The sequence below is a fragment of the Desulfovibrio sp. 3_1_syn3 genome (assembly GCF_000145315.2).
Taxonomy (GTDB): domain Bacteria; phylum Desulfobacterota; class Desulfovibrionia; order Desulfovibrionales; family Desulfovibrionaceae; genus Desulfovibrio; species Desulfovibrio fairfieldensis.
Window position 1 is genome coordinate 1189122 of sequence record NZ_ADDR02000001.1, and the last position, 24519, is coordinate 1213640.

A 24519-nucleotide genomic window follows, 5' to 3' on the forward strand; every position below is an offset into this window, starting at 1 on the left:
TCTGCTCCGCATTGTTTGTATGGGCTCGGTCAGGCTCAGGCCGCTTGGCCGGGGATTTGCCGTTTGAAGATCAGCCGCCAGATCAGCGGTTCCGTGGCCGGGGCGAGGCTTTCCTTGAGCTCCGCGCCGAAGGACAGCGCCGAAACCGGCAGCCCGGCCGCGCAGGCCACATTGACGATGCTGCCGAAGCTCACGGCCTCGTCCAGTTTGGTCCAGACCAGACTGCCCGACCCGTCGCTCTGATAGCGCCGTAAAAATTCCTGTGTCTGAAGCGCGTCGCAAAAGGGCGAGAGCACCAGATGCGTGGCGGTCTCCGGCATGTCCAGGCCCATGTCCGCCCGCCACTGGGCGAGATTTTGGCCGCGCGCCAGGCCCGGCACGTCCACGAACACGGCCCGGGCGTTTTTGGCGGCGGCCAGTGCCTGTTCCATGCCAGCCCTGTCCGGGGCTTCCATATAGGTGAAGTTGGAAAGCTCCGCCCAGTGGCGCAAGGTCAGGCGGCCGTTGCCGCGCAGGCAGTCGGCGTTGATGAAGGCGATGCGCGCTTCGGGCTCGTTTTTGCGCAGATGCAGGGCAAAGCGCAAACCGGTGCTGGTTTTGCCGAAGCCGAAAGGCCCCACCAACAGATGCACGCGCTGGCCCCACTGCGCCGGGCCCCAGGCCTTGACCGGCACCATGCCGCAGAGACATTCCAGTACCGACGCGCCGGGATCGGCCAGCAGGCGCTTGTACAGATCCACGGCCACGGCGTCGGAAACGCCCTCGCGTTGCAGGTACTCCAAGGCCACGCGTTGCCGGGGGGTGAGGCGCTCCAGCTGGATGGCGGGCTTCATCAGGGCAAAAAGCTGGTCCTTGATCTGCATCCACTCCTTGTGCCATTCGCCCCAGCCGCTGGGCGCGCCCGAAGCCGCTCCGGCTTCGCCGGGGGCCTGCCGCTCAAGCCCGGCGGTGATTTCATGACAGACCACGCCGTTCTTGCGGTAGGTACGGTTGCCCAGGATGACGGCCTCAGGCCCCATTTCAGCCTTGATCCGGGCAAGAACCTCTTGCGATGTGGCGCCGGTGAATGTCTTTACCTGCATGGTCCGTTCCTTTGCCTCGCGGCTTGCGCCGCCGGTTGTTGCCTGTACGTGCCGTCCGCCGTGTCGCTTGTCTGACGGCGAAAAGGGAAATGCAAAATAGGGGCCAAAATAAAAACGCATTCCATTGCCGAGGCAGAAATGCGTTTTATGGATCGGCTCTTCTTTAGAGTATTTTCACTTTGAAATTGCTCTAACGCCGCACACGGAGCGGCGTGGATTCCGGCGGAGCGACCGAAGGCAGCCCGAAGGGCTGTCCCCGTTGGCGACAACGGAGCCATACGGGGATCGACAGCAACGATAACCACGTTTTTCGCCGGAATGTCGGCTTTGAAATTTGTAAAAATTTCAAAGGTAATCTGCTCTAGAGGCCCCGGACCCGCCGGCGTCGTATTCATTCCTTGGCGATCGTCTTTGACGCGTCTGCGGTTGCATGCGGGCGTGGGGCTTCGGCGGCCCAGGGAGTTTTTCCCCAGGGCTTGAAGACCGACAGCGCCAGCACACCGGCGAAGAGCAGGGCGGTACCCAGATTCTGGACCAGGTGCCAGATGTTCGTCCCGATGCTTTCAGGCGCCAGGGGGAACTCCATGGGCAGGGCGCGCGCGGCGGTGACGGCCGACTCCAGCGAGGGCACAAACCAGAGCAGGCCGAAAAGGATGAAGCCCACATTGGCGCACCATTTGGCCACGATCCAGTTGTATTTGAAAAAACCCCAGGGCGTGCAGCGGGCGTAAAGAAAACCGGTTATGAAGCAGCCTCCGGCCCCCGGTCCGACAATAAGAAAATCAATATAAAAAAGGATGCTGCTGTATACAAGCAGTTCATGCGCCGTTTGCGGGTGGAAGAGGCAGACGATCAGCACCATGCTTGTGGCTCCGCCTCCCCAGAGAGAGGCGAACAGCAAGTGGGCCAGGCGCAGATATTTTCTCTGCCCGGCACTTAACTGACGAGGCAGCATGGTGCCCTCCTTCCTTTTTTGCCGGAGACCATGCGCGGCATCCGGATGAAGGCGCGCGCAGCTTCGCCCCGCCGGAACCGTGAACGCGCCGGGGCCCTTACGCGGCGGAACAATCCCGCGCAACAGTTTCCGCAGGCTCAGTTTTTTTCTGCTGTTCTTCCAGACGCGCCACGCGCGCGTTCAGGTCGCTGTTTTCTTTCCAGAGATGGCGGTTTTCCGTATTCAGTTCCCGCCGTTCCTCTTCCAGCTTTTCCAGCTTTTCTTCCAGCTTCAGGCAGCGCGCGCAGTACGGCGCGGCCTTTTTCGCTTCCGACGGCGGCCCGGATTCGTGCGGGCAGGGCGCGGCGTCAGCGCGCAGGGGGCCGCGTCCGGAGAGCAGCCATTCGACTGAAAATCCGGTCTGCTGGCAGATTTTCAGAGCCACGTCCGTATTGGGCAGATTTTCATCCCGCTCGTAGCCGCCCAGCGAGCCCTTGCTGACGCCGATCAAGGCCGCGAAAGCCCCCTGCGAGGTTTTGCCGCGCGCCAGGCGGATTCGTGCTCCCAGCGTGTCCATAGAATAAATTTCCGTCGCCCGAAAATTTATCCTATCTAGTCGAAATTCTGGATTAAGTACAGATTTTCTGAATAATAAATAGGGTAAATTCTACTTTCTGATCAATATTTCAGTTGAATTGACTGATTTTTTGTTCTAATCAGAGATTGCGGGCGGTAAGAGGTTCCTGTTTCGCAAGCTGACTTTACCCGCCCCTCAACCGGAAAGCAATGTCCGGTCTGCGATGCGTCACGGGCGGGAAATCCGTGACGCATCGTTCAGGCATAGCCAAAGCCTCCCGGCGTCGCCCGGGCACTGCGGAGCAGACAGATGCGCGGCACATTCCCCCTGGCATTTTCCGTCACTTCCGGCAAGGGCGGCGTCGGCAAGACCAATCTTTCGGTCAACCTGGCGCTCTGCCTGGCTCGGCTCAACAAACGCGTGGCGCTGATCGACGCGGACCTGGGCCTTGCCAATGTGGACATGCTGCTGGGCCTGAAGCCGGGGAAAAGTCTTTTCCACCTCTTTCACGAAGGCGCGTCGCTACGGGAAATTCTCTTTCCCACGCCTTACGGCTTTTTCATCCTGCCTGCCTCCTCGAGTGTGAGCGAAATGCTCACCCTGTCCACCGGCCAGAAGCTGGAACTGCTGGAAGCCGTGGGCGAGCTGGAGGACGGGCTGGATTATCTTATTGTGGATACCGGCGCGGGCATCAGCGACAATGTGCTCTATTTTAACCTGGCCGCCCAGGAACGACTGGTGGTGCTCACCCCCGAACCCACGTCGCTGACCGACGCCTACGCCCTGATCAAGATGCTCAAGCTGACCCACGGGGTGGAGCATTTCAAGGTCTGCGTCAACATGGCCCCGGCTCTCGGGACCGTCAGGGCTGTTCTGGCGCGCTTGTATCAGGCCTGCGACAGTCTTCCCGGCGGCGTTTCCCTGGATCTGGCGGGAGTGATTCCACAGGATGATGCTGTGCGGGAGGCCGCCGCGCGACAACTGCCTTTTTATGTCAGGGACCCCCGAAGTCCGGCGTCCAGAGCCGTGTTGCGTTTGGCGGAAAATATTCTGGCCTGGGACGTCCCGGAAAATCCGGACGGCAATATTAAGTTTTTCTGGAAGCCGTTGCTGTGTGGCGCGGGACGGCGAGGAGAGGAAAACCCGGCTCCTCGAATGCGCAAAGAAAACACAGGGGCACCGCCCTTGGGCACGGCTGACGTCCGGCGGATGTGGCCGAACGCCCGGAAAGCCTTTGAGAGCGGCTTTACGGCCTGGGAAGATTTTTCTCCGGCCGAGCGGGAGGTGGTGGCGCGGCATTACGCGCCCCGCATCCGTCCGTTGGCGTTGCGGCTCAAGGCCAGGCTACCATTTCATGTGGAACTGGATGAACTGTTGGGCGCTGGGGCGCTGGGGCTTGTGGAGGCTTTGTGCAACTTCCGTCCAGAACGGGGCGTGTGTTTTGAGCGATATGCGGAAAACCGCATCCGCGGGGCCATGCTGGACGAATTGCGCCGCCAGGACTGGCTCCCGCGTTCGCTACGGCGAGCCATGCGCAGGCTGGACGAGGCCAGACGCATGGTGGAGCGCGGGCGGGGCCGCCAGGCCACGGAAGAAGAGTTGCTGAGCATGACCGGGCTAGAGCCGCGCACGTTGCGCTACGCCATGGAGGCGCTTGAGGCCAGGCAGTTTTTTTCGCTGGATGCAATTCAGGACAGCTTGGCCGCCGACGGACCAGGAGGCGCGGATGAGCCCTGTCATACCGCTGTCATGCGGGAGCTCGCGGAACACATGGAACGCTTGCTTGCGCGCCTGACGCCCAGGGAAAAAATGGTGCTCTCGCTCTATTACACGGATGGGCTGACCATGCGCGAAGCAGCGGAAGTCATGAGCATCACCGAATGCCGCGTTTCACAGTTGCACGCGCAGGCTTTGGCCCGTCTGCGCACCTATTTGGGCAGCCTGTATGAAAATGCGACGCCCATTGCGGCGGGATAGCGGCCCGGACCGTCCGCAGACCGCCGCGCGCAAGCCCGCGTTGTTACACGCGGGCTTGCGCGCATTTTTGTCTCCACCATTTAAGAGAGATTACCTTTAAGAATTAATATTCTCAAAGTTGGTGCTGCCCACGCAACCGCCAGAGCAAATTTACTTTGAAAAAGTGAACTTGCTCTAAACGGCGTTTTGAACAGCGGCTTCCGTCTCTTTTTCCAGCCGGGCCTGTTCGTCCGCCCCGATGTTCAGGGCCCGGGCCAGGCCGTCCAGGTAGCTGCGCTCCATGAAATTGTCCACATTCACCACCGCGCGGGAAAGGCGGTAAAGATCGCGCCCTTCCTCGGGGTCGCGCACCCTGGCCGCCAGGGACGCCGGGTCGATGGGCCTGTTCATGAGCCCGTCCAGCAGCTCGGTCATGCTCTGATCGGGAAAGAGCGAGGCCGCCGTGTCCTGGATGCGGGATTTTTCCTCTTCGTCAATATGGCCGTCAGCCCGCGCCGCAAAGACCATGGCCTCCAGCAGAAGCAGGGCCGTGTTCTCGGCCGGAGGCAGGGCGCCCTGAGTCCGGGGCGCGGGGATTTCCGCCGCCGGAGCCGCGTCCGCGCCGCCGGCCTGGCCAGGCTGGGCCCATTTTTTGTAGAAGTTCCAGGCCAGCGCGCCCGCCGCGGCCGTGCCTCCGACCATAAGCGCGCCCTTGGCGAATTTTTTGGCGCTTTTGCCCGTGAACAGCGCGCCCAGCAGGCCGCCCAGAGCGGCCGAGCCCAGCAGGCCGCCGATGCCGCCCGGGCTGCCCGCGCCGACATTTTGCAACGTGTTTTTGAGCGTGTCGCCCACGTTTCCGAGTCCGGCTTTCAGGCCGCCGTTGCCGTTCAGTGCGTCAAGAATGTTTTTCATAAGGTCCTCGTAAGGGGATTTACCATAAGATATAGGCAGCGCGGTCGCTTTGACAAGCGGTCGCATGGTGCCGATCGGCAAAGGCCCGCCCGCGTGTGCGGGCGGGCCTTATATCTGTCGCGGCGTCGCGGGTTTATTCCGCGCTGACCGTGCCCACGGCCTGCAGGCGGATGTCCGAGGGAATTTCCGCCTGGGAAATCACGGGCACCGTGGGCAGGAAACGGGTGATCAACTGGGCCAGGTGCGGCCGGACTATGGGACTTGCCAGGATCACGGGCTGGCCGTCGGTATTCACGGCGTTCTCCACAGCGGAGTTGATGTTCTGCACCAGACGCTGGGCCGCCGCCGGATTGAGCGAAAGAAAGGTGGCCCCGTTGTCGGTCTGGCGGATGCCTTCCTGCACCATGCGTTCGGCGTTGCCGTTGAGGGTCAGCACGGGCAGCACGCCCTGGCTGTCCAGATAGGGCCGCACAATGGAGCGGGAGAGTTTTTCGCGCACGTATTCGGCCAGCATGTCCGGATTTTTGACGCCGCCGCCGAAGTCGCCCAAGGTCTCCACAATGGTCAGCATGTCGCGGATGCTGACGTTTTCCCGCACCAGCAGTTGCAGCACTTTCTGCACGCCGCCCAAGGAAATGGTGCCGGGCACCAGATCCTCCACGGCCTTGGGCGAATGCTTGGCCACGGTGTCCAGCAGGCCCTGGACGGCTTGGCGGTCCAGAAAGTCGGCCAGATGGCGCTTGAACACTTCCGTCAGATGGGTGGCAATGACCGTGGCCGGGTCCACCACCGTATACCCCGCCAGCATGGCCTCTTCGCGCTGGCTGTCCGGAATCCAGAGGGCGGGCAGGTTGAAAGCGGGCTCGCGGGTTTCGATGCCGTTGATCTTGGTGGTCACGTTGCCGGGGTCCATGGCCAGGAAGTGGTCCACCAGGATTTCCGCCGAAGCCACCTGATTGCCCTTGATCAACAGGGCGTACTGGCCGGGCTTCAGTTGCAGATTGTCGCGCAGGTGCAGGGAGGGGATGACCACGCCCATATCCAGAGCGAACTGCCGCCGGATGGAGCGGATGCGCGCCAGCAGGTTGCCGCTCTGTTCCTCGTCCACCAGGGGAATCAGGCCGTAGCCCACTTCCAGCTCCAGGGTGTCCAGGGGCAGTAGGGCCTGCACTTCCTCGGGGGTGTCCGCCGTGGCCGGGGACTTGCCGCCGCTCTTGCCCTTGGCTCCCTTCTTGTCGGCCTTGGCGTCCTCCTCTTCATCCTTGGCAGTCAGGCGCGCCACCATAAAGAGCAGGATGGAGAGCACCAGGAAAGGAATGGTGGGCAGGCCCGGCACCAGGGCGAAGACCAGCAGCACGCCGGAAACCATTTTCAGGGCCTGGCTGTTGAAGGTAAGCTGGGCCAGAAATTCCTCGCCCATCTTGGCTTCCGAGGCGGCGCGCGAAACCAGCAGGCCCGTGCCCGTGGAAACGATGATGGACGGGATGGTGGAAACCAGGCCGTCGCCGATGGTCAGCAGGGAGTAGGTGGTCAGGGCCGTGTTCCAGTCCATGTCTTTCTGGACCACGCCGATGATGATGCCGCCGATCAGGTTGACCATGGTGATCATCATGCCCGCGTTCACGTCGCCGGAAACGAATTTGCACGCGCCGTCCATGGCGCCGTAGAAGTCGGCCTCCTTGCGCAGGGCGTGGCGGCGGTCGTTGGCTTCTTCCTCGTCGATGAGCCCGGCGTTGAGGTCGGCCTCGATGGCCATCTGTTTGCCGGGCATGGCGTCCAGGGTGAAGCGCGCGGCCACTTCGGCGATGCGCGTGGTGCCCGCGGTGATGACGCTCTTGTTCAGGATGAACATGATCATGAAGATGACGCCGCCCACCACGTAGCTGCCGCCCACCACGAATTCGCCGAAGGAGCGGATCACGCTGCCCGCGGCTTCGGCGCCCATATCGCCGTTGAGCAGGATCAGGCGGGTGGAGGCCACGTTGAGGGCCAGGCGCAGCAGGGTAGTCACCAGCAGCAGGGAGGGAAAGATGGTGAACTCCAGGGGCGAGGTCATGAACATGGTGGTGACCAGCACCAGCAGCGAGATGGAAATGCTCACGCAGAGCATGATGTCCAGAAAAAAGGTGGGCAGCGGCACCAGCATGACGAACAGGATAACCACCACGCCCGCCGCCAGCATAAGTTCGCCGTGCTTGGAGAAGCGGCTGTAATCAATTTGCGGAAGTCCGGTCGTCGCCATTTTTCTGACACCTCGTCATGTTCTGTGGGCGGGGAGCCCCGCAAATAAATTTAATTCTGCCGCATGGTTGGCTTGAGCTTCCAAATGCTGGCCAGCACAGTGGCCACGGCCTTGTACAGTTCTTCGGGGACCATGTCGCCCACTTCCACAGCCTTATACAAAGCGCGTGCCAAGGGCACGTTTTCGCGGATGGGCACGTTGTGCTCGCGGGCCACGGCCTTGATTTTTTCGGCCAGGTGATCCGCGCCCTTGGCAAGCACCACCGGGGCCGGGGCCTCCTGCGCGTTGTAGCGCAGGGCCACGGCGATATGGGTGGGGTTGGTCACCACCACGTCGGCCTTGGGCACGTCCTGCATCATGCGCTTCATGACCACTTCCATCATCTTGCGGCGCTGCTGCCCCTTGATGACCGGGTCGCCTTCGGCCTGCTTGCGCTCGTCCTTCACTTCGTCCTTGGTCATCTTCATGCCTTCCTTGTAGGCAAAGCGCGACTGCCAGACGTCAAAAGCCGCGATGGCCAGGATGGGCAGCAGGGCATAGTAGGCCAGCTTGAGGCCCATCTGGAGCATGTAGGCGGCCACGCCTTCGGGCGTGGCGTAGTACATGGGCAGGAAGTTCTGGTATTCCTGATAAATGAGATAGCCGGGAATCAGGGCAAGGATGATGGAAAACAGCAGGCTTTTAATGGTGCGTAGGGCTGTCTGGGGCGAAAACATCATCTGTTTCAGACCCTTGATGATGTTGAAGCGCTGCCACTTGAACTTGAAAACTTTGGTGGTCCAGAGCTTGCCCACCTGGAGGCGCTGGGCCAGAAAAGCCAGAAAACCCAGAAAAAGCAGGATCGGCAGGATGATCTTGCACAGCTCCACTGTCAAATCGATGCTCAGGGTGTAGACGTTCTGGGGATTGGGATCGAATTCCCAGGCGTGGCCCAGAAAGCGCCGGAACAGCGTCTTGATCTCCTCGGTCATGGGGCCGAGCCAGAGATGGAGGGCGATGAGGCCGCCCGTAAGGCTCACGGCTTTGCCCAGCTCCTGGGATTTGGGAACATTGCCCTCCTGGCGCTGTTTGTTTCTGCGTTTCGGAGTGGCTTCTTCCGTTCTGCTGGGGTCTTGCTGCTTGCCGAACATATGACGTTCCCGCTGTTGCGTTTTTGGCGATCAGCGGGAAGATAGCAAGAAGCATGCCCCGGCCGGAGACGGTCTGATCATTGCCTGGCGGGCGGGTTGCGACTATTCTGCACGGGAGCGGCACCAATAGCCGAGGGGGCTGGACCATGCCAAGGAGCACGGCGGGCGAAGGGGGCACAGACAAGGGCTTTCACTGCATTCTGATCGCGCCGTATCCGGAAATGGGCGCGGTATTCACGCCCATTGCCCGGCGCATGGGCTGCCGCCTGCGCGTGGTCGTGGGACAGGAGGACGCGGCTGTGGCCGTGGCGCGGGCCACGCCGCCCGACGACTGCGACGTCTTTCTGAGCCGCAGCATCAATGTTGCCTTTTTGAAGCGGCATACGGCCGTGCCCGTGGTAACCATTGAAATGACGGCCATGGATCTCTTGCGCCTGCTGTTGCCCGATGTTGGAAAGGTTCGGCGGGTGGCCTGGTTCCGTTACGCCGGGCCCCTGCGGGATGTGGATTGCGTGGCCGGGGTTCTGGGCATGGAGATTCGCGAGTGCCTTTTCCGTTCCCGCGCGGAGGCGCGCGATATGGCCGCAGAGCTTGAACCGGGTTCCGTGGACTTGGTGGTGGGCGGCACCTATGTGCGGGATTTTGTGGCTCCCCTGGGCTTTCCCACCCGCCAGTTCAGAGTTGACGAAGAAACCGCCGCGCGCTGTCTGCGCGAGGCCGCCGCCATCGCGGAAGCCCGGCGGCTCGAGCGGCGGCGCGCGGCGCGCATCCACGCCGTCTTCAATGCCGTGAGCGAGGGCCTGCTGGTGCTGGACGAAAAGGGCGCGGTAAGTCATGTGAACACCTCCGCCGCCCGACTGCTCAAGAGAACGCCCGAAGACCTGCTGGATAAGGACATCCGCGCGGCCGTTCCCGGCGGCTTTCTGAGCGGCGAAGGGCTGCCGGACAGGGCCGAGCGGGGGCGGGTCCGGGACATCGGCGGCGTGACCCTGGTCGTCAACCGGGTGCCCGTGGCGGTTCAGGGCAAAAGCGCGGGCCTGGTCTTTTCCTTTTCCGACGCCGGAAGCATCCGGCGGGCGGAAGGCCGTCTGCGCAGCAGCCTCAAGGCGTGCGGTTTTACCGCGCGTTACACCTTTGATGATATCGAAGCCCGCTCGCCCGTCATGCGGCAAGTAAAGGAACTGGCGGCGCTCTATGCCTCCACGGACGCCAATCTGCTGATCTGCGGCGAATCGGGCACGGGCAAGGAAATTTTCGCCCAGAGCATTCACGCGGGCAGCCGTCGCGCGGAAAGCCCCTTTGTGGCGGTCAACTGCGCGGCCATTCCCGAAGGTCTGCTGGAAAGCGAGCTGTTCGGCTATGAGGAGGGCGCGTTCACGGGCGCGCGCCGCCAAGGCAAAGCCGGGATGTTTGAACTGGCCCATACCGGCACGCTTTTTCTGGACGAGGTGGGTGATCTGCCGCTGTTGTTGCAGGGGCGCCTGTTGCGCGTTCTGCAGGAGAGGGAGATCGTCCGGGTGGGGGGCACCCAGGTCATCCCCCTGGACGTGCGGGTGATCTGCGCCACCAACCGGGATCTGGAGGATCTTGTCCGGCGCAGGCTCTTTCGCACGGATCTGTACTACCGTCTCAATGTGCTCAATCTGACCCTGCCTCCGTTGCGGGAACGGCCCGAAGACATTGTGGCCATGGCTGTTTCCCGGTTGCGCAAAGATCTGCGGCCGACGCCTCCGGCGGATGTGCTGGAGCGGGCCCTGGGCCCGCTGCTGACGCGCCGGGCTTGGCCCGGCAATTTGCGCGAGCTGTTCAGCGTGCTGGAGCGCCTAGCGCTGATCGCCAACCATACGGGTGCGGCAGGCGGACGGGATTGGGCGCAGCTTTTGGCGTGCGTCTGGCAGGGCCAGGAGCCTGCTTTGGAGAACCCGCCGGACGAAGCCTGCGCCGCTGACCTGCGGACGCAGATGCGGACTCTGGAACGGAAGATCATTGAAACGGCTCTGGCCGCGACGGGCCAGGATCTGGGCGCGGCGGCGCGCCGCCTGGGCATCAGCCGGATGACGCTCTGGCGCAAGCTGCAGCCTTGAAGCGCGGGCCTGCCGCGCCGCAGACTGTAGCACTTTTGTTACATATTTGCATAAGAACTGTTACAAAAATCGCCGTAAGAACTGTCCTGAACAGCCTTGGTCCCGCCCGCGGCCCGCTGCTGCGCCTTTTTTCACGAACGGCGCATTCCTGGCATGGATCTTGATGAAACTGCTTCAACCTCAACGCTGGAGTAGTTATGAGAAAACTCATCCTTGCCGTCTGTCTCGCGCTCGGCGTCTGCCTGTCGGGCCTTGCGTCCGAGGCCCGCGCCGACTACCCCCAAGACCGGCCCCTGAACATCATCGTGCCCTTCGGTCCCGGCGGCGCGGTGGACATCGCCAGCCGCATCCTGGCGGAGTATTTCCAGAAAGAATTCAAGATCACCATCAATGTGATCAACAAACCCGGCGGTGCGCAGGCCATCGGCCTCAACGACATGCTGCGCGCCCGGCCCGACGGCTATACGCTGTGTTTTCCCGCATTCGGCGGGCTGTGCACCACGCCCAAGCTGACCAATGTGGGCTTTACGGAAAAAGACTTCAAGCCCGTGGCCCAGATCACGGTCATGGAGCTGACTTTTTCCGTCAACAAGGCCTCGGGCCTGAAAGATTTTCCGGCCTTTATCGAGGCCGCGCAAAAGAATCCCGCCGATATAGTCTACGGCAGCACCGGGGCCATCACCACCCAGCGCCTCTACCTGACCAAGCTTCTGCAACGCTTCCACAACGGCCTGAAAGTCCGGCACGCGGCCTACGGCAGCGGACATGAGGTCTCCACGGCCCTGCTCGGCAAACACATCACGGCCGGATTCCAGGTGCCCACCAATGTGCTGCCCTATGTGGAATCGGGCGACTTCGCCACCATTGCCGTCACCCGGAAGACCCGTCATCCGTCGCTGCCGGACACGCCGACCTTCCGCGAGATTTACGCCGACAGGCTGAGTCCGGAAGACGAGCAATGGATCGATATGGGTTCGTGGCACGGCCTGGTGGCCTCCGGAAAGGTGCCGGACGAACGCATCGCCGCTTTGCAGCCCTTGTTGCAAAAGGCCCTGGCCGATCCCGACGTCATCGCCAGGTTCAAGAAGATCGGCCTGTCCGTGGACTATCTGCCGCCCAAGGAATTCGGCGAGGTCATCGCGGCCGGTTCCGCCCTGGTGGACGACGTGCTGGCCGGGCGCAAATCGCTGGACTGATCCTTCGCGCCGGGCGCGCCCCGCGCGAAGAACGGGACGCGGCAAGGAAGACCCGCGTCCCGCCGTTCCCGCCCAGGTATGCCGCCGGATACGGGAGGCCCCATGAAAAACAAAACGGATTTTTTCATCGCCTTGGCTCTTCTGGTGATCTGCGCCGTGGCCTGGCAACAGATCCGCCTTTTGCCGGAATCCGCGTCGGCCGAGTTTTTCAGACCGGCCTCCTTTCCCACGGGCGTCACCGTACTGCTGGCTGTTCTGGCCTGCATCCTGCTGGTCCGCAGTTTTCTGGTCCGGGGCCGGGCCTCGTGGCCGGAGCGCCCGGTGCTGCTGAAAGTGCTGCTGATGATTTTGCTGGTGCTCGGCTATGTGGCGGGCTTTGTCGGGCTTGGCGAATACGCCTATGACGCGCTCTGGCCGGGCGGCACGGGCTTCTGTTCCGCCACCCTGGTTTTTCTGGTGCTGGCCCAGGTGCTCACAGGCTATCGCAGCCCCTGGCGCATCCTGCTGATCGCGGGCCTGATGACCGCTTTTCTGTACTTGGTCTTCGCCCTTTTGTTTAACGTCCCGCTTCCCTGAGGCTGAGCCTATGGATACTTTCCTTTCGGCACTGGCCGCGGCGTGCGGCTTTGAGGCGCTGCTGGCGAATCTTCTGGGCGTGGCGCTGGGCATCGTGTTCGGAGCCCTGCCGGGGCTCACGGCCGTCATGGGCGTGGCCCTGCTCATCCCCCTGACCTTCGGGCTGCCCCCGGTGGTGGCCTTTTCCTCCCTGCTCGGTATGTACTGCGGGGCCATTTACGCCGGTTCCATCACGGCCATTCTGGTCAGCACGCCGGGCACAGCGGCGGCCGCGGCCACCATGCTTGAAGGCCCACGGCTGACCGCCAGGGGGGAATCGCTGCGCGCCCTGGAAATGACCACCGTGGCTTCCTTTATCGGCGGCGTGTTTTCCTGCTTCATCCTGGCCGGGGTGGCCCCGCAGCTCGCGCGCTTCGCCCTGAATTTCAGCGCGCCGGAGTATTTCGCCCTGGGCATTTTCGGCCTGACCATCGTGGCGACCCTGTCCGAGGGCGCGCTGCTCAAGGGCTGCATCGCGGCCTGCCTCGGCCTGCTCATCGCCATGGTGGGCATGGATCCGCTCACCGGCAATCTGCGCCTGACCTTTGATTCCGCCAACCTGATCAACGGCGTGTCGCTGATCCCGGCTCTGGTGGGCTTGTACGCGCTTTCGCAGGTTTTTCTCACCTGCGAGGACGTCTTTCGCGGCAAGCGTCTTTCGGCTGTGAACATTTCCAGAAAGGGCATCTCCCTTGCGGAAATCTGGGCCAACAGAAGCGCGCTGTTGCGCGGCTCGCTGATCGGCACCTTTATCGGCATTGTGCCCGCCACGGGCTCGGGAACGGCCTCGTTCGCGGCCTACAGTGAGGCCAAGCGCAATTCCAGGCATCCGGAAGCCTTCGGCAACGGGGCCATAGAGGGGCTCGCGGCCACGGAGTCGGCCAACAACGCCGTGACCGGCGGGGCGCTCATTCCCCTACTGACCCTGGGCATTCCCGGCGACGTGGTCACCGCCGTCATTCTGGGCGCGCTGATGATCCAGGGCATGACGCCCGGTCCGCTGCTTTTTCAGGAGCAGGGTGCCCTGGTCTACAGCATCTTCATTTCCCTGCTCCTGGCCAATGTCTTCATGCTGGTTCTGGGCATGGCTTCGGTACGGGTGTTTTCAAAAATCGTGAGCATCCCCGGCGGCATCCTCATGCCGCTGGTCACCACGCTCTGTGTGGTGGGCGGCTACGCCCTGAATAATTCCAATTTCGATCTGGGGGTGATGGCGGTCTTCGGCATCCTGGGCTGGATCATGACCAAGGCTTCCATTCCGCTGGCCCCGCTGCTGCTGGCCATGATCCTCTCAGGCATCATTGAAACCAATTTTCGCCGCGCCCTGAGTATTTCCGACAATGACTACACGGTCTTTCTCACCCGGCCGGTGTGCGCCGTTTTTCTGTGCATCAGCCTGTTCATCCTGTTCAATCTGCTGCGCAAGGAATGGAAAAAAGCCGCGGCCCGGAGCTGAGGCCGCCACTACCCTAAAAAAACAGAAGGACGCGCTATGCCTGCCGCCACCCATATCTATCATAACGGAACCATCCTGACCATGGACTCGCGCGCTTCCACGGCCTCCTGCCTGGCCGTGCGCGGCGACAGAATCGCGGCGGTGGGCGGACCGGATGACGTGGCTCCCCTGCGCGGCCCGGACACGCGGCTCGTGGACCTCAAGGGACGGACCATGCTGCCCGGCTTTTACGACTGCCACAGCCATTATATGCGCGCGGGCATGTATAACGCCCTGTATCTGGACGCCTTTGCCGCGCCCATCGGCAGTCTGAAGACCCTGGCGGAACTGGCCGGGCGCATCAGGGCCGGAGCCGTGGAAACGCCCAAGGGCGAATGGCTGCTCTGCGCGGGGTACGATGATACGGGCCTGGCTGAAAAGCGCCACTTCAGCCTGGCGGAGCTGGACGCCCTTGTGCCGGAGCATCCGTTGTTTCTGCGGCACATTTCCGGGCATTCGGCCTTGTGCAACAGTCTGGCCCTGGCCGCGGCGGGCATCGGCCCGGACACGCCGGACCCGGCGGGCGGGCTGTTCCGGCGGGGGCCGGACCGGGCCCTGACCGGCCTTGTGGAGGAGCCCGCGGCCATGGACAGGGTGCTGGAGGCGGCTCCGGCCATGACCGGCGAACTGTGGCTGATTTCAGCCCGCCGGGCCTGCGAGGACTACTTGGCCAAGGGCGTGACCACAGCCCATGACGGCGGCGTGACCACGGCCATGTGGCACAATTATTTCAAGGCGCATGCGGCGGGCATCATCAGAAACCGGGTACAGCTTCTGCCCAAGCACGGCCTGTTCGACTTCAGTCTGGCCCCGCGCGACCCGGCGCCGGGCGGTTGGCTGACCGGTGACGGCAAACTCAGCCTGGGCGCGGTCAAGCTCTTTCAGGACGGCAGCATCCAGGGCTACACGGGCTATCTAAGCAATCCCTACCATAAGCTTCTCGACGCCGGGCTTCCCGGCCAGTGGCGCGGCTATGCCATCCATACGCGCGCGGCCCTGGCGGAGCTGATCACGGGCTACCACAAAAAGGGCTGGCAGGTCGCCGTGCATGCCAACGGCGACGCGGCCATCGACGACGTGCTGGAGGCCTATGAGCAGGCCCAGAAAGCCCTGCCCGACGTGAACAGGCGTCATATCATCATTCACTGCCAGACCGCGCGCGAGGACCAGTTGGACCGCATCAGGCGGCTGGGCGTGGTGCCCTCCTTCTTTGTGGTGCATACCTATTACTGGGGGGACAGGCATCACGAGATTTTTCTCGGCCCGGACAGGGCCGGGCGCATCAACCCCCTGCGCAGCGCCCTTGAACGGCGGATTCCCTTTACCAATCACAACGACTCCGCCGTGACGCCCATGGACCCGCTGCTTTCGGTCTGGTCGGCCGTCAACCGGCGCACCGCTTCGGGCCGCGTGCTGGGAGAAGAGCAAACAATTCCGGTTCTGGAGGCCCTGCGCAGCGTGACCACCTGGGGGGCTTGGCAGTTTCACGAGGAGCGGATCAAGGGCAGCCTTGAGCCTGGCAAGCTGGCGGATATGACCATTCTGGCCGAAAACCCGCTGGCCGTGGCCCCCCGGCGTCTGCGCGACATCAGCGTCGTCGGCGTGCTGGTGGGCAATGAGCTCGTGTTTGGGGAATGCTGAAACGGCGCGCGGCGAGCTCGCAACACGGCTGCGGCACGGGGGAGAAGCGTGTTTTACGGATGGAAGATCAGCCTGCTTTCCATGGGCGGTAACTTTATGCTGCAGGGCAGCGTGCTTTACTGCATGAACGCCTTCATGGAACCCTTGTGCGAGGTTCATGGCTGGACACGGGCGGGACTCAATCTCAGTATGGGCTTTGCCGCGCTTATGGGGCAACTGGCCATGCCTCTGGCCGCCGCGGTTTCCGCCCGCTGCTCCCTGCGGCGGCTCATGGCCTTGGGGGCGCTGGCGGGCGGCGCTGCCACGGCGGTCATGGGCCTTACCGGGAACATCCTGCTCTATACCCTGCTGTTCACCATCGCCTGGGTCTGCACCCAGTTCTGCGGCGGGGTGGTGGGCAACGCCCTTATGAACAACTGGTTTCATCATTACCGGGGCCGGGCCTTCGGCCTGGCCAACGCGGGGACGTCCCTTTCCGGTGTGGCGCTGCCGTTTCTGAGCCTGGTGCTGATCCGGCATTTTGACGCGGGCACGGCCTATCTGGTTCTGGGCCTGCTGACCTGCGCTCTGGCTCCTCTGACTTGGTTTCTGGTGCGCGACACGCCCCGGGCCATGCATCTGTATCCCGACGGCAGGCGGCGCGAGCCCCGGCGTCCCAGGCGGCCTCCCGCGGAGGTTTCGTTTTCCGGCATGCTGCACGAGCCGCGAGCATGGTTTCTAGGCCTGGCCTTCGGCATGGCCCTTATGGCCGGTTCGTCGATCATGAGCCAGATGAAGCCGCGTTTCGCGGATCTGGGGCTGGAGGCGTACACGGCCATGCTGCTGGCCTGTGCCGCGGCGCTGTTTGCGGCCCTGGCCAAATACGCCTGGGGCTGGGTCTGCGACCGGTTCACCCCGCTTTTCGCCGCGCGTCTGGTCATGCTATGCAGTGCGGCGAGCCTGGGCCTCTGCTTTCTGCCGCCCGGCATCTGGAGCATGACGGCTTTCAGCCTGAGCTTCGGCGGCTGCATCGGCGGCCTGTGGACCATTCTGCCCGCCGTGGTTTCCTATTTTTTCGGCAACGGCAATTTTCTGCCGTCCTACAAGTTTATTTCCATCTTCATCATTCTGCGCAGCGCGGGATTTCCCGTCATGGGACTTTCCCATGACCTCACCGGCAGCTACGCCGCCTCGGACGTCATTTTTGGCGTGAGCCTGCTGGCCTCGCTGGGCCTGACGCTGCTGCTGCGCGAAAGCGAGGCCGTGGAAAGCGCCGCGCGCAGGCATGCGGCGGCAACGCCGAAAAGGATCAGATAAAGGAGAGACGGTCCCGGCCGTCTTTTTTGGAGCGGTACAGGGCCTCGTCCGCGCGCGAGACCAGACTGTCCATATCGTCCGTCTCCTTAATGCGAGTGACGCCGATGCTCAGGGAGACGCCCCATTTTCTGAGTTCCGGGTGCTCGCGCATGGCGGCCAGCAGCCGCTCCAGCAGGGCGCGGCTTTCCTCCGCGTCGGCATGGAGCAGGCCGAAGAACTCATCGCCGCCCCAGCGCGCCACCATGCCGTCTTCGCCCGCATTTTCGCGGGCCAGCCGGGCCGCCAGCACCAGCACGCGGTCACCGGCCAGGTGCCCGTGCCGGTCGTTGATCTGCTTGAAGAAATCCACATCGAACAGAAAGGCGTGGCAGGTCCGCTTCCAGTCGCGGGCGGCCTCCACCTCCCGGCTGATGATGTCGCCCAGCGCGCCCCGGTTGGGCAGGGAGGTCAGTTTGTCCGTGACCGCGAGTTTTTCCAGCATCTTGCCGTGGCGGTTCATGAGATAGGAAATGAGCAGCAGAACGGCGGCGATCACCAGCAGGGCCGTGACCGCGCTCTGGATCAGCTGCACTCTGAAGGCGCTCCGGAGCGGGGAGGTGTCCTTTTCCACAATCAGGTACCAGCCTAGGGTGTCCACATAACGGGACAGCATGCAGATGTTCCGGGAGCCCAAGCCGGACCAGCGCCCCTCGGTTTCATCCTTGTGCCCGAGCAGTTTGTCCTTAAGTTCGGACAGCGGCGGTGTGGCGAAGAGATTGCGGTTTTCAATCAGCGCGCTGTCCGAGGCAACCTGGATCACGCCCACGTCGTTGACCAGAAAGGCCTTGAGCGCGAAACGCCGTTCATAGGAAGTCAGGATGTCCTGGAGGCGGTGCATCTTCATACCCACGCCCAGGACGCCCAGCAGCTTGCCGTTGTCGTCGTCGACGCGGCAGTTGACGAAGACCGTGAGCGCATTGTGGTCCGCTTCGTCCCGGTCCACGTCCAGGCCGTAGAGGCGGCCGCTTTTCAAAAAGTCGTAGTACCAGGTGTCGCGGGCGTTGCGCGGGGAGATGGTTTTGCCGGATTTGCCTTCATAGTGAAAATAGGTCCGGCTGGCTTCGGAAACAACAAAGACGGAATTGTATTTGAATTTTTTTTGCAGTCCCGCCAGGTAATTCTGTAATTGCCGAATATGGGCGGCGTCGCCGGGGCGCTTTTGCTCCTCCTCAAGCCAGGCCCGCAGGAAACTGTCGTTGGCCATGGACAGGGAGACGGCCACGGGCATGCTCAAGGCCTTGTCGATTTCATGGTAGATGGTCAGGGAACCGAGTTCCGAGATACTGCGGATGTTGTGGTCGAAAACCTGCTTGTAGGCGCGGTGGCTTTCCAGCGTGACGCAGGCGAAACCCAGGATGATGATGCAGCAGACAATGAGTTTGATGTGGCGCAGAATATATTTCATGAGATCCCAGCAACGGAGCTCGCCGCGCGGGCTGCGAACCGCCGTGCGAAAGGCATTTTTGCGGTTCGGCCGAAGCGGAACCGGATACGCTGTTCTGCCACGAAGCGTGTGACGGCGCAAGGCGGCGGGGAAGAAGGCTTTTCCGCGCGGCGGTCAGGGGCAAGGCCCGCTCAATCCGCTTCGCCGCAATGGAAATACGGGCGGCGCTGAACCTTTGCGCGCTCTCGCATATCTCTTTGTTTTCGTTCCTCCCTGCCGTAGACTGCTCATTACCCGAAGGTTTTTTTCAGACGTTGCAAAAACAGCTCGGCGGGTTTTGAAAACAGTTGGTAGCGTTTCCATACAAAATTCACCTCAACGGTCAGGGCCGGATCAAACGGCCTGAAGCAGAGGTTGCTGTTTCCCGTCGTATTCACGAGCCTGTCAATGCCCAGGGCGTAGCCGATGCCTTTTTCAACCATGATCGTTGCATTAAAAAGCAGATTATACGTGGCGACAATATGCAGCTTTTTCACGTCGCGTCTGATCCATTTTGAGAGTCTGTCATCGACAAGCCGCTGGCTTGCGGGAATGAGCGGCAACTCCCACAAGTCTTCGGGGCGTACGGATTTCTGTTCCGCCAGCGGGCTGTCCCTGCGCATCAGCACGCCCCAGGTATCCGTTGCCGGAAGCAGCAGGGATTCATAGCGGCTTGTATTGGCCGGTTCAATTAACAGGCCGAAGTCAAGCAAGCCCTTGTCAATCCGCTCCGTCACGGCATCGGCGTCGCCGCTGAAGATATGAACGCATATTCGGGGGTATTCTTGCTGCAGTGTCTTTATGACCTCGGCGAGACATCCCATGACATGGGTTTCACCGCCGCCGATATAGATATCCCCGCTGACGCCTTCCGGCGGAGCCTGGAATTCGGCTTCGGTTTTCCGCACAAGCTCCAGAATTTCCTCCGCGCGTTTGCGCAGGCGCATGCCTTCATCCGTCAGGGTGATCCTGCGGCTGCCGCGGATGAACAGCGCCGTGCCGAGCTCATCTTCCAGTTCGCTGAGCTGCCTGGAGAGCGTGGGCTGCGTCAGATGCAGATATTTTGCCGCTCCGGTGACGCTTTCCTCTTTGGCAAGCGCCAGAAAATACCGCAATACTTTTATATCCATGGTAATTTTTTCTCCATCCGCGAAAGCAGCCATAATTTAAAGTATGCTTTTAAAGCATTGATCATGATAAAATATAAGTATTTTACATGTATTATGTTGCTGCTTATTTTCCTTTTGCCGGTGCGGGACGGCTTTGCCTGTTCCACCGGGGGAACGCGTCATGTTCTTAACTAGAAAACGCAATATAGGGAGAAAACAACATGCAATACGCGCAGCTTGGACGTTCCGGCCTGAAGGTCAGCCGCCTTTGTCTCGGAACCATGAATTTCGGTTTTGTGACGGACGAAGCCGTGGCTTTCAGAATCATGGACGAGGCCGTGGCATCCGGCATCAATTTTTTTGACACCGCCGACGTCTATGGCGGCCCGCAACGCCCCGATATGGAAAAAGGCTTCGGCATCTCCGAAGAAATTATCGGGCGCTGGCTTGAGAAAAGCGGTCGGCGCGACCGGATCGTGCTGGCCACCAAGGTCTATCAGCCCATGGACCTGGGGCCCAACGACCGGCGTTTGTCCGCCTGCCACATCAGAAAGGCCTGCGAAGACAGCCTGCGAAGACTGAAGACCGATCACATCGACCTGTACCAGATGCACCATATCGACAGGCTGACTCCGTGGGAAGAGATCTGGCAGGCCATGGAGCTTCTGGTCCGGCAGGGCAAGGTCCTGTATATCGGCAGCAGCAACTTCGCCGGATGGGACATCGCCACGGCCCAGGCCGAGGCCCGCTCGCGCCGTTTCATGGGCCTGGTCGCCGAGCAGAGCCTGTACAATCTCGCGGTGCGCAATGTGGAACTGGAAGTGATTCCGGCGTGCCGTTATTACGGTCTGGGCCTGCTTCCGTGGAGCCCGCTGGGCGGCGGGCTGCTGGGCGGGGTCCTGCGGGGGGTGAGGGACGGCCGCCGCGCGGCTCCGGAAATGCGGCAGGCCGTTGAGCGCTGCCGTCCCCGGCTTGAGAAGTACGAAGCCCTGTGCGACGATTTGGGCGAACGCCCGGCCGACGTCGCTCTGGCCTGGCTGCTCCATAACCCGGTTGTGGCCGCGCCGATTGTCGGCCCGCGCACTCTGGAGCAACTGACGTCCGCCCTTTGTTCGCTGGATGTCGCGCTTGACGCCGACACGCTTCGCGCGCTCGACGAAATCTGGCCCGGTCCGGGCGGAGAAGCGCCGCAGGCCTATGCCTGGTAAGCAATGTTTGAAAGGCTCCGGTCCCTCTTGCGGGGGCCGGAGCCTTTCAAACATTGCCTGTCTGTTGTTCGCCTTCGGAACAATTTCAAAGCCCATCTCGTCTAGTGTCAAGAGGCCCTAAGCCGCGCCGTCCCGCCACCACCACTGAGCGCGGCGGCAGAGCAGGTCGATATCTCCGGCCGCGGCCAGATTGAGCATCTGGCGGTACTGGCGCACGGCCTCGTGGCTGTGAGGATTGGCCTCGAACAGACCGGCGAAGAGCTGCGCGTCCTCGGTGAGCATCTTGCGCGCCGCGTTCCGGCGGCGGCGGAAGGACGGGGTGAGAAAGGGCAGCAGGTCCTCCTGCCCGGCCAGCAGGGCGAAATAGGCCAGATTGGTGATGAAGTTCATGTTCTGGATGCGGGCCATGGCCTGGTCGTGCTTTTCCGCCGTGGTCTGGAAGGTTCGGCAGCCCAGGGCCGTGAAAAAGCCCTCGGTCAGGTCCAGATCTTTATCCGTGGCGTTGCGGCCGGGAATCACGGCCACGGGCTGGTCCGCATCCGGCTCGGATTGGGGGCCGAAAAGGGGATGAGTGCCCACCACCGGGCCGGGCCAGAGCCGCTCCATCTGGCGCAGGGGGTGTTCCTTGACCGAGGTAATGTCGGCCAGCACTGTATTTGACGGCAGATGTGGGCGGACGCGCAACAGCACGTCCTCGAACACGGCGGCGGGCACGCAGATCAGGGCCAGGTCCGCCCCGGCGCAGGCCGGGGCCAGAATCTCCGGCGTCAGGGGCTGATCCGCGCCCGCCACAGTCAGTCCGGCGGCCCGGGACCTGGCGCAGAGCATGGCCCCCATGCGTCCGGTCGCCCCGATGATGACGGTTTTGGCGGGGGTAGCCGCGCCGGGGAGGTTTTTGCTCGGGCTCATTGCAGTCGGCTCCAGACGTCCCAGAACTGCGGGAAGGACTTGCGCACCACTGTGGGGTCGTCCAGGCGCTCGCGCACGCGCAGGCCGGGATCGCGCAGGCCCAGCAGGGCCAGGGACATGGCCATGCGGTGGTCGTTATGCGCGGAAAGCGTCGCGCCTTCGGGCAGACGCGGCGCGGCGGGCCTGTTGCGGAGGCGTCCGCCCATGTCCCCCGTTCCCCCTGTCCCGCTGACCAGCATGCCGTCCGAAAGTTCGTCCACGGTCACGCCCGTCTTGGCCAGTTCCGTGGCCGGGGCGTTGATGCGGTCCGACTCCTTGATCCGCAGATGGGCCACGTTGCTGATGCGCGTGGAACCCTTGGCAAAGGCGGCCAGCACGGCCACCGTGGGCACCAGGTCCGGGCAGGAGCCCATGTCCAGGGCCACGCCGTGCAGTTCGGAGGGGTACACCGTGACCGCGTCGGGCTCCACCTCCAGACGCGCGCCCATTTTCTGAAGGATGCCCAGCATGGCGCGGTCGCCCTGCAGAGAGTCGGCACGCAGGCCCCGCACACGCACGGCCCTGCGGCCCAGGGCCCCCGCGGCCAGAAAATAGGACGCGCCGGACCAGTCGCCCTCCACCGTATAGTCGCCGGGCCGATATGCGCCGGGCCGCATAGTGACGCGCAGGCAGCCGGGGCGGGCCTCGGCCAGATCGCGCCAGTCTCCTTCCGGCAGGGTCTGCCAGGGGGCGGCCTCGTTCTTGCGCGTTTCCACGCTGAAGCTGATGCCGAAATCCGTCAGACATTGCAGGGTCAGGCCCACATAGGGCCAGGACACGGCTTTGCGCCCGGCCAGCTCTACGCTGAGCGGCGTGGCGCAGAACGGCGCGGCCAGCAGCAGGCCGGAAAAATACTGGCTGGACATATCCATGCCCAGGTGGATTATGCCGTCGGCCAGGGCGGGGTTCAGCCCGTGGGCCTGAAGCAGCAGGGGCGGGCAGCCGGGTTTGCCCTCAAAGGCCACGCCCGCGCCCAGCCGGGTCAGGGCGTCGGTGAGGTCGCCGATGGGGCGCTCGTGCATGCGTTTTGAACCGTGGACGCGGAACAGACCTTCACCGGCGGCCAGTACGGCCGTGAGCAGGCGGCAGGTGGTGCCGGATTCGCGCACGTCGCAATCCAGGGGGCGCCCCCGGCCGCCGCGCGGCGCGCCGCCCAGTCCCTGAACCCGCCAGCCGCCGCTGTTGTTTCCCGCCCCGTTGCCGGAGGCGTCGAGCGCTTCCATGCGTGCGCCCGCGCCGCAAAGAATAGCTCTGGTGCATTCCAGGTCCACGCTTTCCAAGGTGTGGCGCACCGTGGATTCGCCCCCGGCCAGGGCCGCGCCGATGAGGTAGCGGTGGGACAGGGATTTGGAGGCCGGGGCCGTGACCGTAACGACTGAAGTCTGATCTGTGTTTTGAAGCATGGTCTTACATACCTTGTTCGTCGGAAGCGTCGTCCCCGCTGAGACTCATGCGGTCCAGCTGCGGGCCGGTGGGATAGCTGCCCAGGATGCGGAAGCTGGTGCAGGCGTTGCGCAGCCGCTCCAGCAGGGCGGCGTGGCGCGGGTCTTCCAGATCGCTCTCCACATCAGCGAAAAAGACGTATTTCCAGCACTGGCCGCGCAGGGGGCGGGATTCCAGCTTGCGCATGTTGATGTCATTTCCGGCCAGCAGGTCCAGCACCGTGGAAAGGGAACCGGCCTTGTCCGGCAGGGTGAAGAGCAGGGAGGTTTTGTCCGCGCCGGTGTGGCCGGGCATGGGCCGGGGCGCCATGCCGCTCTGGCCGGGCTGGGCCGATTTGGGGCCGATGATCACAAAACGCGTCCAGTTGCCGGGCTCGTCCTCAATGCGCCGGGCCAGCACGCCCAGACCGAGCATGTCGGCCAGTTTGCCGTGGCCTATGGCCGCCGCGTCCGGCTGGCCCGCCGCGCGCTGTGCCGCCGCGGCCGTGGATTCCACCGGGATCAGGGCCGCGCCCGGCAGATGCGCGCGCAGCCAGCCGCCGCACTGGGCCAGGGGCTGCGGGTGGGAATAGACCGTGCGCACGGCGGCCAGGGCCGGGGCGTTGCTCAGCAGGCAGTGCGAAATGCGCGAAAAAAGCTCGGCCTGAATGAAAACCTCGTGCTTGAGGAAAAGGTCAAAACTCACGCCCACCGTGCCCTGGAGGGAATTTTCCAGGGGCACCACGCCCAGTTCGCACTGGCCGGAGCTGACCTCCTCGAAAATCTGGGTAATGTCTCCGCAGGGGTGAAAGCTGGCCGCGTGGCCCAGATATTCCACGCCCGCGAAATAGGAAAAGGTGCCTTCCGGCCCCAGATAGGCCACGTTCTGCGGGCGTTGCAGGGCGCGCGAGGAAGAGAAGATCTCCCGCCAGATGGCCCGCAGATGTTCCTCCGGCAGGGGGCCGGGATTTTTGGCCGCCAGGCCGTCGAGCACTTCGCGCTCGCGCAACGGCTTGAAGATTATGCCCGGCTCCGTGGCCTTGATCCGGCCCACTTCCTGGCTCAGGTCCGCGCGGCGGTTGAAAAGCCGGAGCAGCTCCAGATCCACGCTGTCGATTTCCTTGCGGATGGCGGCCAGGCGTTGCGCGCCCTCCATTCCGTTTTCCGTATCTCGGCCCTGGGGCCAATGTGTCTTGGCGTCGTCCATGCCC

At 63.0% G+C, this 24519-nt stretch carries 19 protein-coding genes and 1 pseudogene; 9 read left to right on the plus strand and 11 right to left on the minus strand.

What is annotated here, in order from left to right:
- Nucleotides 1-35 precede the first annotated feature (35 nt).
- The 3 genes from HMPREF0326_RS05020 to HMPREF0326_RS05030 all read right to left on the minus strand — a co-directional run bounded on the left by HMPREF0326_RS05020 (nucleotide 36) and on the right by HMPREF0326_RS05030 (nucleotide 2593).
- Nucleotides 36-1082: a flagellar biosynthesis protein FlhF gene (locus tag HMPREF0326_RS05020; protein ID WP_008683389.1), complete on the minus strand. Its 1047-nt coding sequence runs from the start codon at nucleotides 1080-1082 to the stop codon at nucleotides 36-38.
- Nucleotides 1083-1473: 391 nt separating this feature from the next.
- Nucleotides 1474-2037 carry a hypothetical protein gene (locus HMPREF0326_RS05025; protein ID WP_008683390.1) on the minus strand — a complete coding sequence of 188 codons (564 nt, stop codon included), beginning with the start codon at nucleotides 2035-2037 and terminating at the stop codon, nucleotides 1474-1476.
- Between the two features lie 97 nt (nucleotides 2038-2134).
- Nucleotides 2135-2593 (minus strand): helix-turn-helix domain-containing protein, encoded by a 459-nt coding sequence (locus HMPREF0326_RS05030; RefSeq protein ID WP_008683391.1) that lies wholly within the window; start codon nucleotides 2591-2593, stop codon nucleotides 2135-2137.
- 309 nt (nucleotides 2594-2902) lie between these two features.
- Here HMPREF0326_RS05030 and HMPREF0326_RS17335 point away from each other — a divergent pair.
- Both HMPREF0326_RS17335 and HMPREF0326_RS17340 read left to right on the plus strand, forming a co-directional pair.
- Nucleotides 2903-3706: pseudogene (locus HMPREF0326_RS17335) on the plus strand (MinD/ParA family protein); the annotation flags it as partial.
- Between the two features lie 96 nt (nucleotides 3707-3802).
- Entirely contained in the window at nucleotides 3803-4570 is a 768-nt protein-coding gene (locus tag HMPREF0326_RS17340; RefSeq protein WP_232221588.1) for a FliA/WhiG family RNA polymerase sigma factor, read from the plus strand.
- Between the two features lie 174 nt (nucleotides 4571-4744).
- On the opposite strand, the gene HMPREF0326_RS05040 is transcribed toward HMPREF0326_RS17340, so the two are convergent.
- The 3 genes from HMPREF0326_RS05040 to flhB form a co-directional block, all read right to left on the minus strand.
- Nucleotides 4745-5461, minus strand: a complete 717-nt coding sequence (locus HMPREF0326_RS05040; RefSeq protein WP_020990269.1) for a tellurite resistance TerB family protein — start codon at nucleotides 5459-5461, stop codon at nucleotides 4745-4747.
- Nucleotides 5462-5594: 133 nt separating this feature from the next.
- Nucleotides 5595-7703 carry a flagellar biosynthesis protein FlhA gene (flhA, locus tag HMPREF0326_RS05045; RefSeq protein WP_008683394.1) on the minus strand — a complete coding sequence of 703 codons (2109 nt, stop codon included), beginning with the start codon at nucleotides 7701-7703 and terminating at the stop codon, nucleotides 5595-5597.
- Nucleotides 7704-7753: 50 nt separating this feature from the next.
- Entirely contained in the window at nucleotides 7754-8833 is a 1080-nt protein-coding gene (gene flhB / locus HMPREF0326_RS05050) for a flagellar biosynthesis protein FlhB (protein WP_008683395.1), read from the minus strand.
- A 146-nt stretch (nucleotides 8834-8979) separates the two neighbouring features.
- Here flhB and HMPREF0326_RS05055 point away from each other — a divergent pair, with 146 nt between their 5' ends.
- The 6 genes from HMPREF0326_RS05055 (at nucleotide 8980) to HMPREF0326_RS05080 (ending at nucleotide 17160) form a co-directional block, all read left to right on the plus strand.
- Nucleotides 8980-10917, plus strand: coding sequence for a sigma-54-dependent Fis family transcriptional regulator (locus HMPREF0326_RS05055; RefSeq protein ID WP_020990270.1), 1938 nt, complete (start codon nucleotides 8980-8982; stop codon nucleotides 10915-10917).
- A 197-nt stretch (nucleotides 10918-11114) separates the two neighbouring features.
- Entirely contained in the window at nucleotides 11115-12113 is a 999-nt protein-coding gene (locus HMPREF0326_RS05060) for a Bug family tripartite tricarboxylate transporter substrate binding protein (RefSeq protein ID WP_008683397.1), read from the plus strand.
- Between the two features lie 102 nt (nucleotides 12114-12215).
- On the plus strand, nucleotides 12216-12689 hold the full coding sequence (locus HMPREF0326_RS05065; RefSeq protein WP_009302730.1) for a tripartite tricarboxylate transporter TctB family protein: 474 nt from the start codon (nucleotides 12216-12218) through the stop codon (nucleotides 12687-12689).
- Between the two features lie 10 nt (nucleotides 12690-12699).
- Nucleotides 12700-14184, plus strand: coding sequence for a tripartite tricarboxylate transporter permease (locus HMPREF0326_RS05070; RefSeq protein WP_008683399.1), 1485 nt, complete (start codon nucleotides 12700-12702; stop codon nucleotides 14182-14184).
- Nucleotides 14185-14220: 36 nt separating this feature from the next.
- Nucleotides 14221-15864, plus strand: coding sequence for an amidohydrolase (locus HMPREF0326_RS05075; protein WP_009302731.1), 1644 nt, complete (start codon nucleotides 14221-14223; stop codon nucleotides 15862-15864).
- Nucleotides 15865-15912: 48 nt separating this feature from the next.
- Nucleotides 15913-17160: an MFS transporter gene (locus HMPREF0326_RS05080; protein ID WP_008683403.1), complete on the plus strand. Its 1248-nt coding sequence runs from the start codon at nucleotides 15913-15915 to the stop codon at nucleotides 17158-17160.
- On the opposite strand, the gene HMPREF0326_RS05085 is transcribed toward HMPREF0326_RS05080, so the two are convergent.
- Nucleotides 17153-18604, minus strand: a complete 1452-nt coding sequence (locus HMPREF0326_RS05085) for a sensor domain-containing diguanylate cyclase (RefSeq protein ID WP_008683404.1) — start codon at nucleotides 18602-18604, stop codon at nucleotides 17153-17155. The two genes, HMPREF0326_RS05080 and HMPREF0326_RS05085, sit on opposite strands and share 8 nt — an antisense overlap.
- Before the next feature lie 269 nt (nucleotides 18605-18873).
- Entirely contained in the window at nucleotides 18874-19752 is an 879-nt protein-coding gene (locus HMPREF0326_RS05090; RefSeq protein ID WP_009302734.1) for a LysR family transcriptional regulator, read from the minus strand.
- Between the two features lie 200 nt (nucleotides 19753-19952).
- On the opposite strand from HMPREF0326_RS05090, the gene HMPREF0326_RS05095 reads away from it, so the two are divergent.
- Nucleotides 19953-20939: an aldo/keto reductase gene (locus HMPREF0326_RS05095; protein ID WP_008683407.1), complete on the plus strand. Its 987-nt coding sequence runs from the start codon at nucleotides 19953-19955 to the stop codon at nucleotides 20937-20939.
- A 117-nt stretch (nucleotides 20940-21056) separates the two neighbouring features.
- Here the strand turns inward: HMPREF0326_RS05095 and HMPREF0326_RS05100 are convergent, their stop codons facing one another.
- Genes HMPREF0326_RS05100 through pheA form a run of 3 tightly spaced genes read right to left on the minus strand, consistent with a single transcriptional unit; the run spans nucleotide 21057 to nucleotide 24515 of the window.
- A complete protein-coding gene (locus HMPREF0326_RS05100) occupies nucleotides 21057-21848 on the minus strand; it encodes a prephenate dehydrogenase/arogenate dehydrogenase family protein (RefSeq protein WP_009302736.1) in 792 nt (263 codons plus the stop codon).
- The gene (locus HMPREF0326_RS05105) at nucleotides 21845-23290 is read right to left on the minus strand and encodes a 3-phosphoshikimate 1-carboxyvinyltransferase (RefSeq protein WP_008683409.1); all 1446 of its coding nucleotides are present in this window, start codon (nucleotides 23288-23290) and stop codon (nucleotides 21845-21847) included. The genes HMPREF0326_RS05100 and HMPREF0326_RS05105 overlap by 4 nt, the downstream gene beginning before the upstream one ends.
- Before the next feature lie 4 nt (nucleotides 23291-23294).
- Nucleotides 23295-24515 (minus strand): prephenate dehydratase, encoded by a 1221-nt coding sequence (gene pheA, locus HMPREF0326_RS05110; protein ID WP_020990271.1) that lies wholly within the window; start codon nucleotides 24513-24515, stop codon nucleotides 23295-23297.
- Nucleotides 24516-24519: the final 4 nt, after the last annotated feature.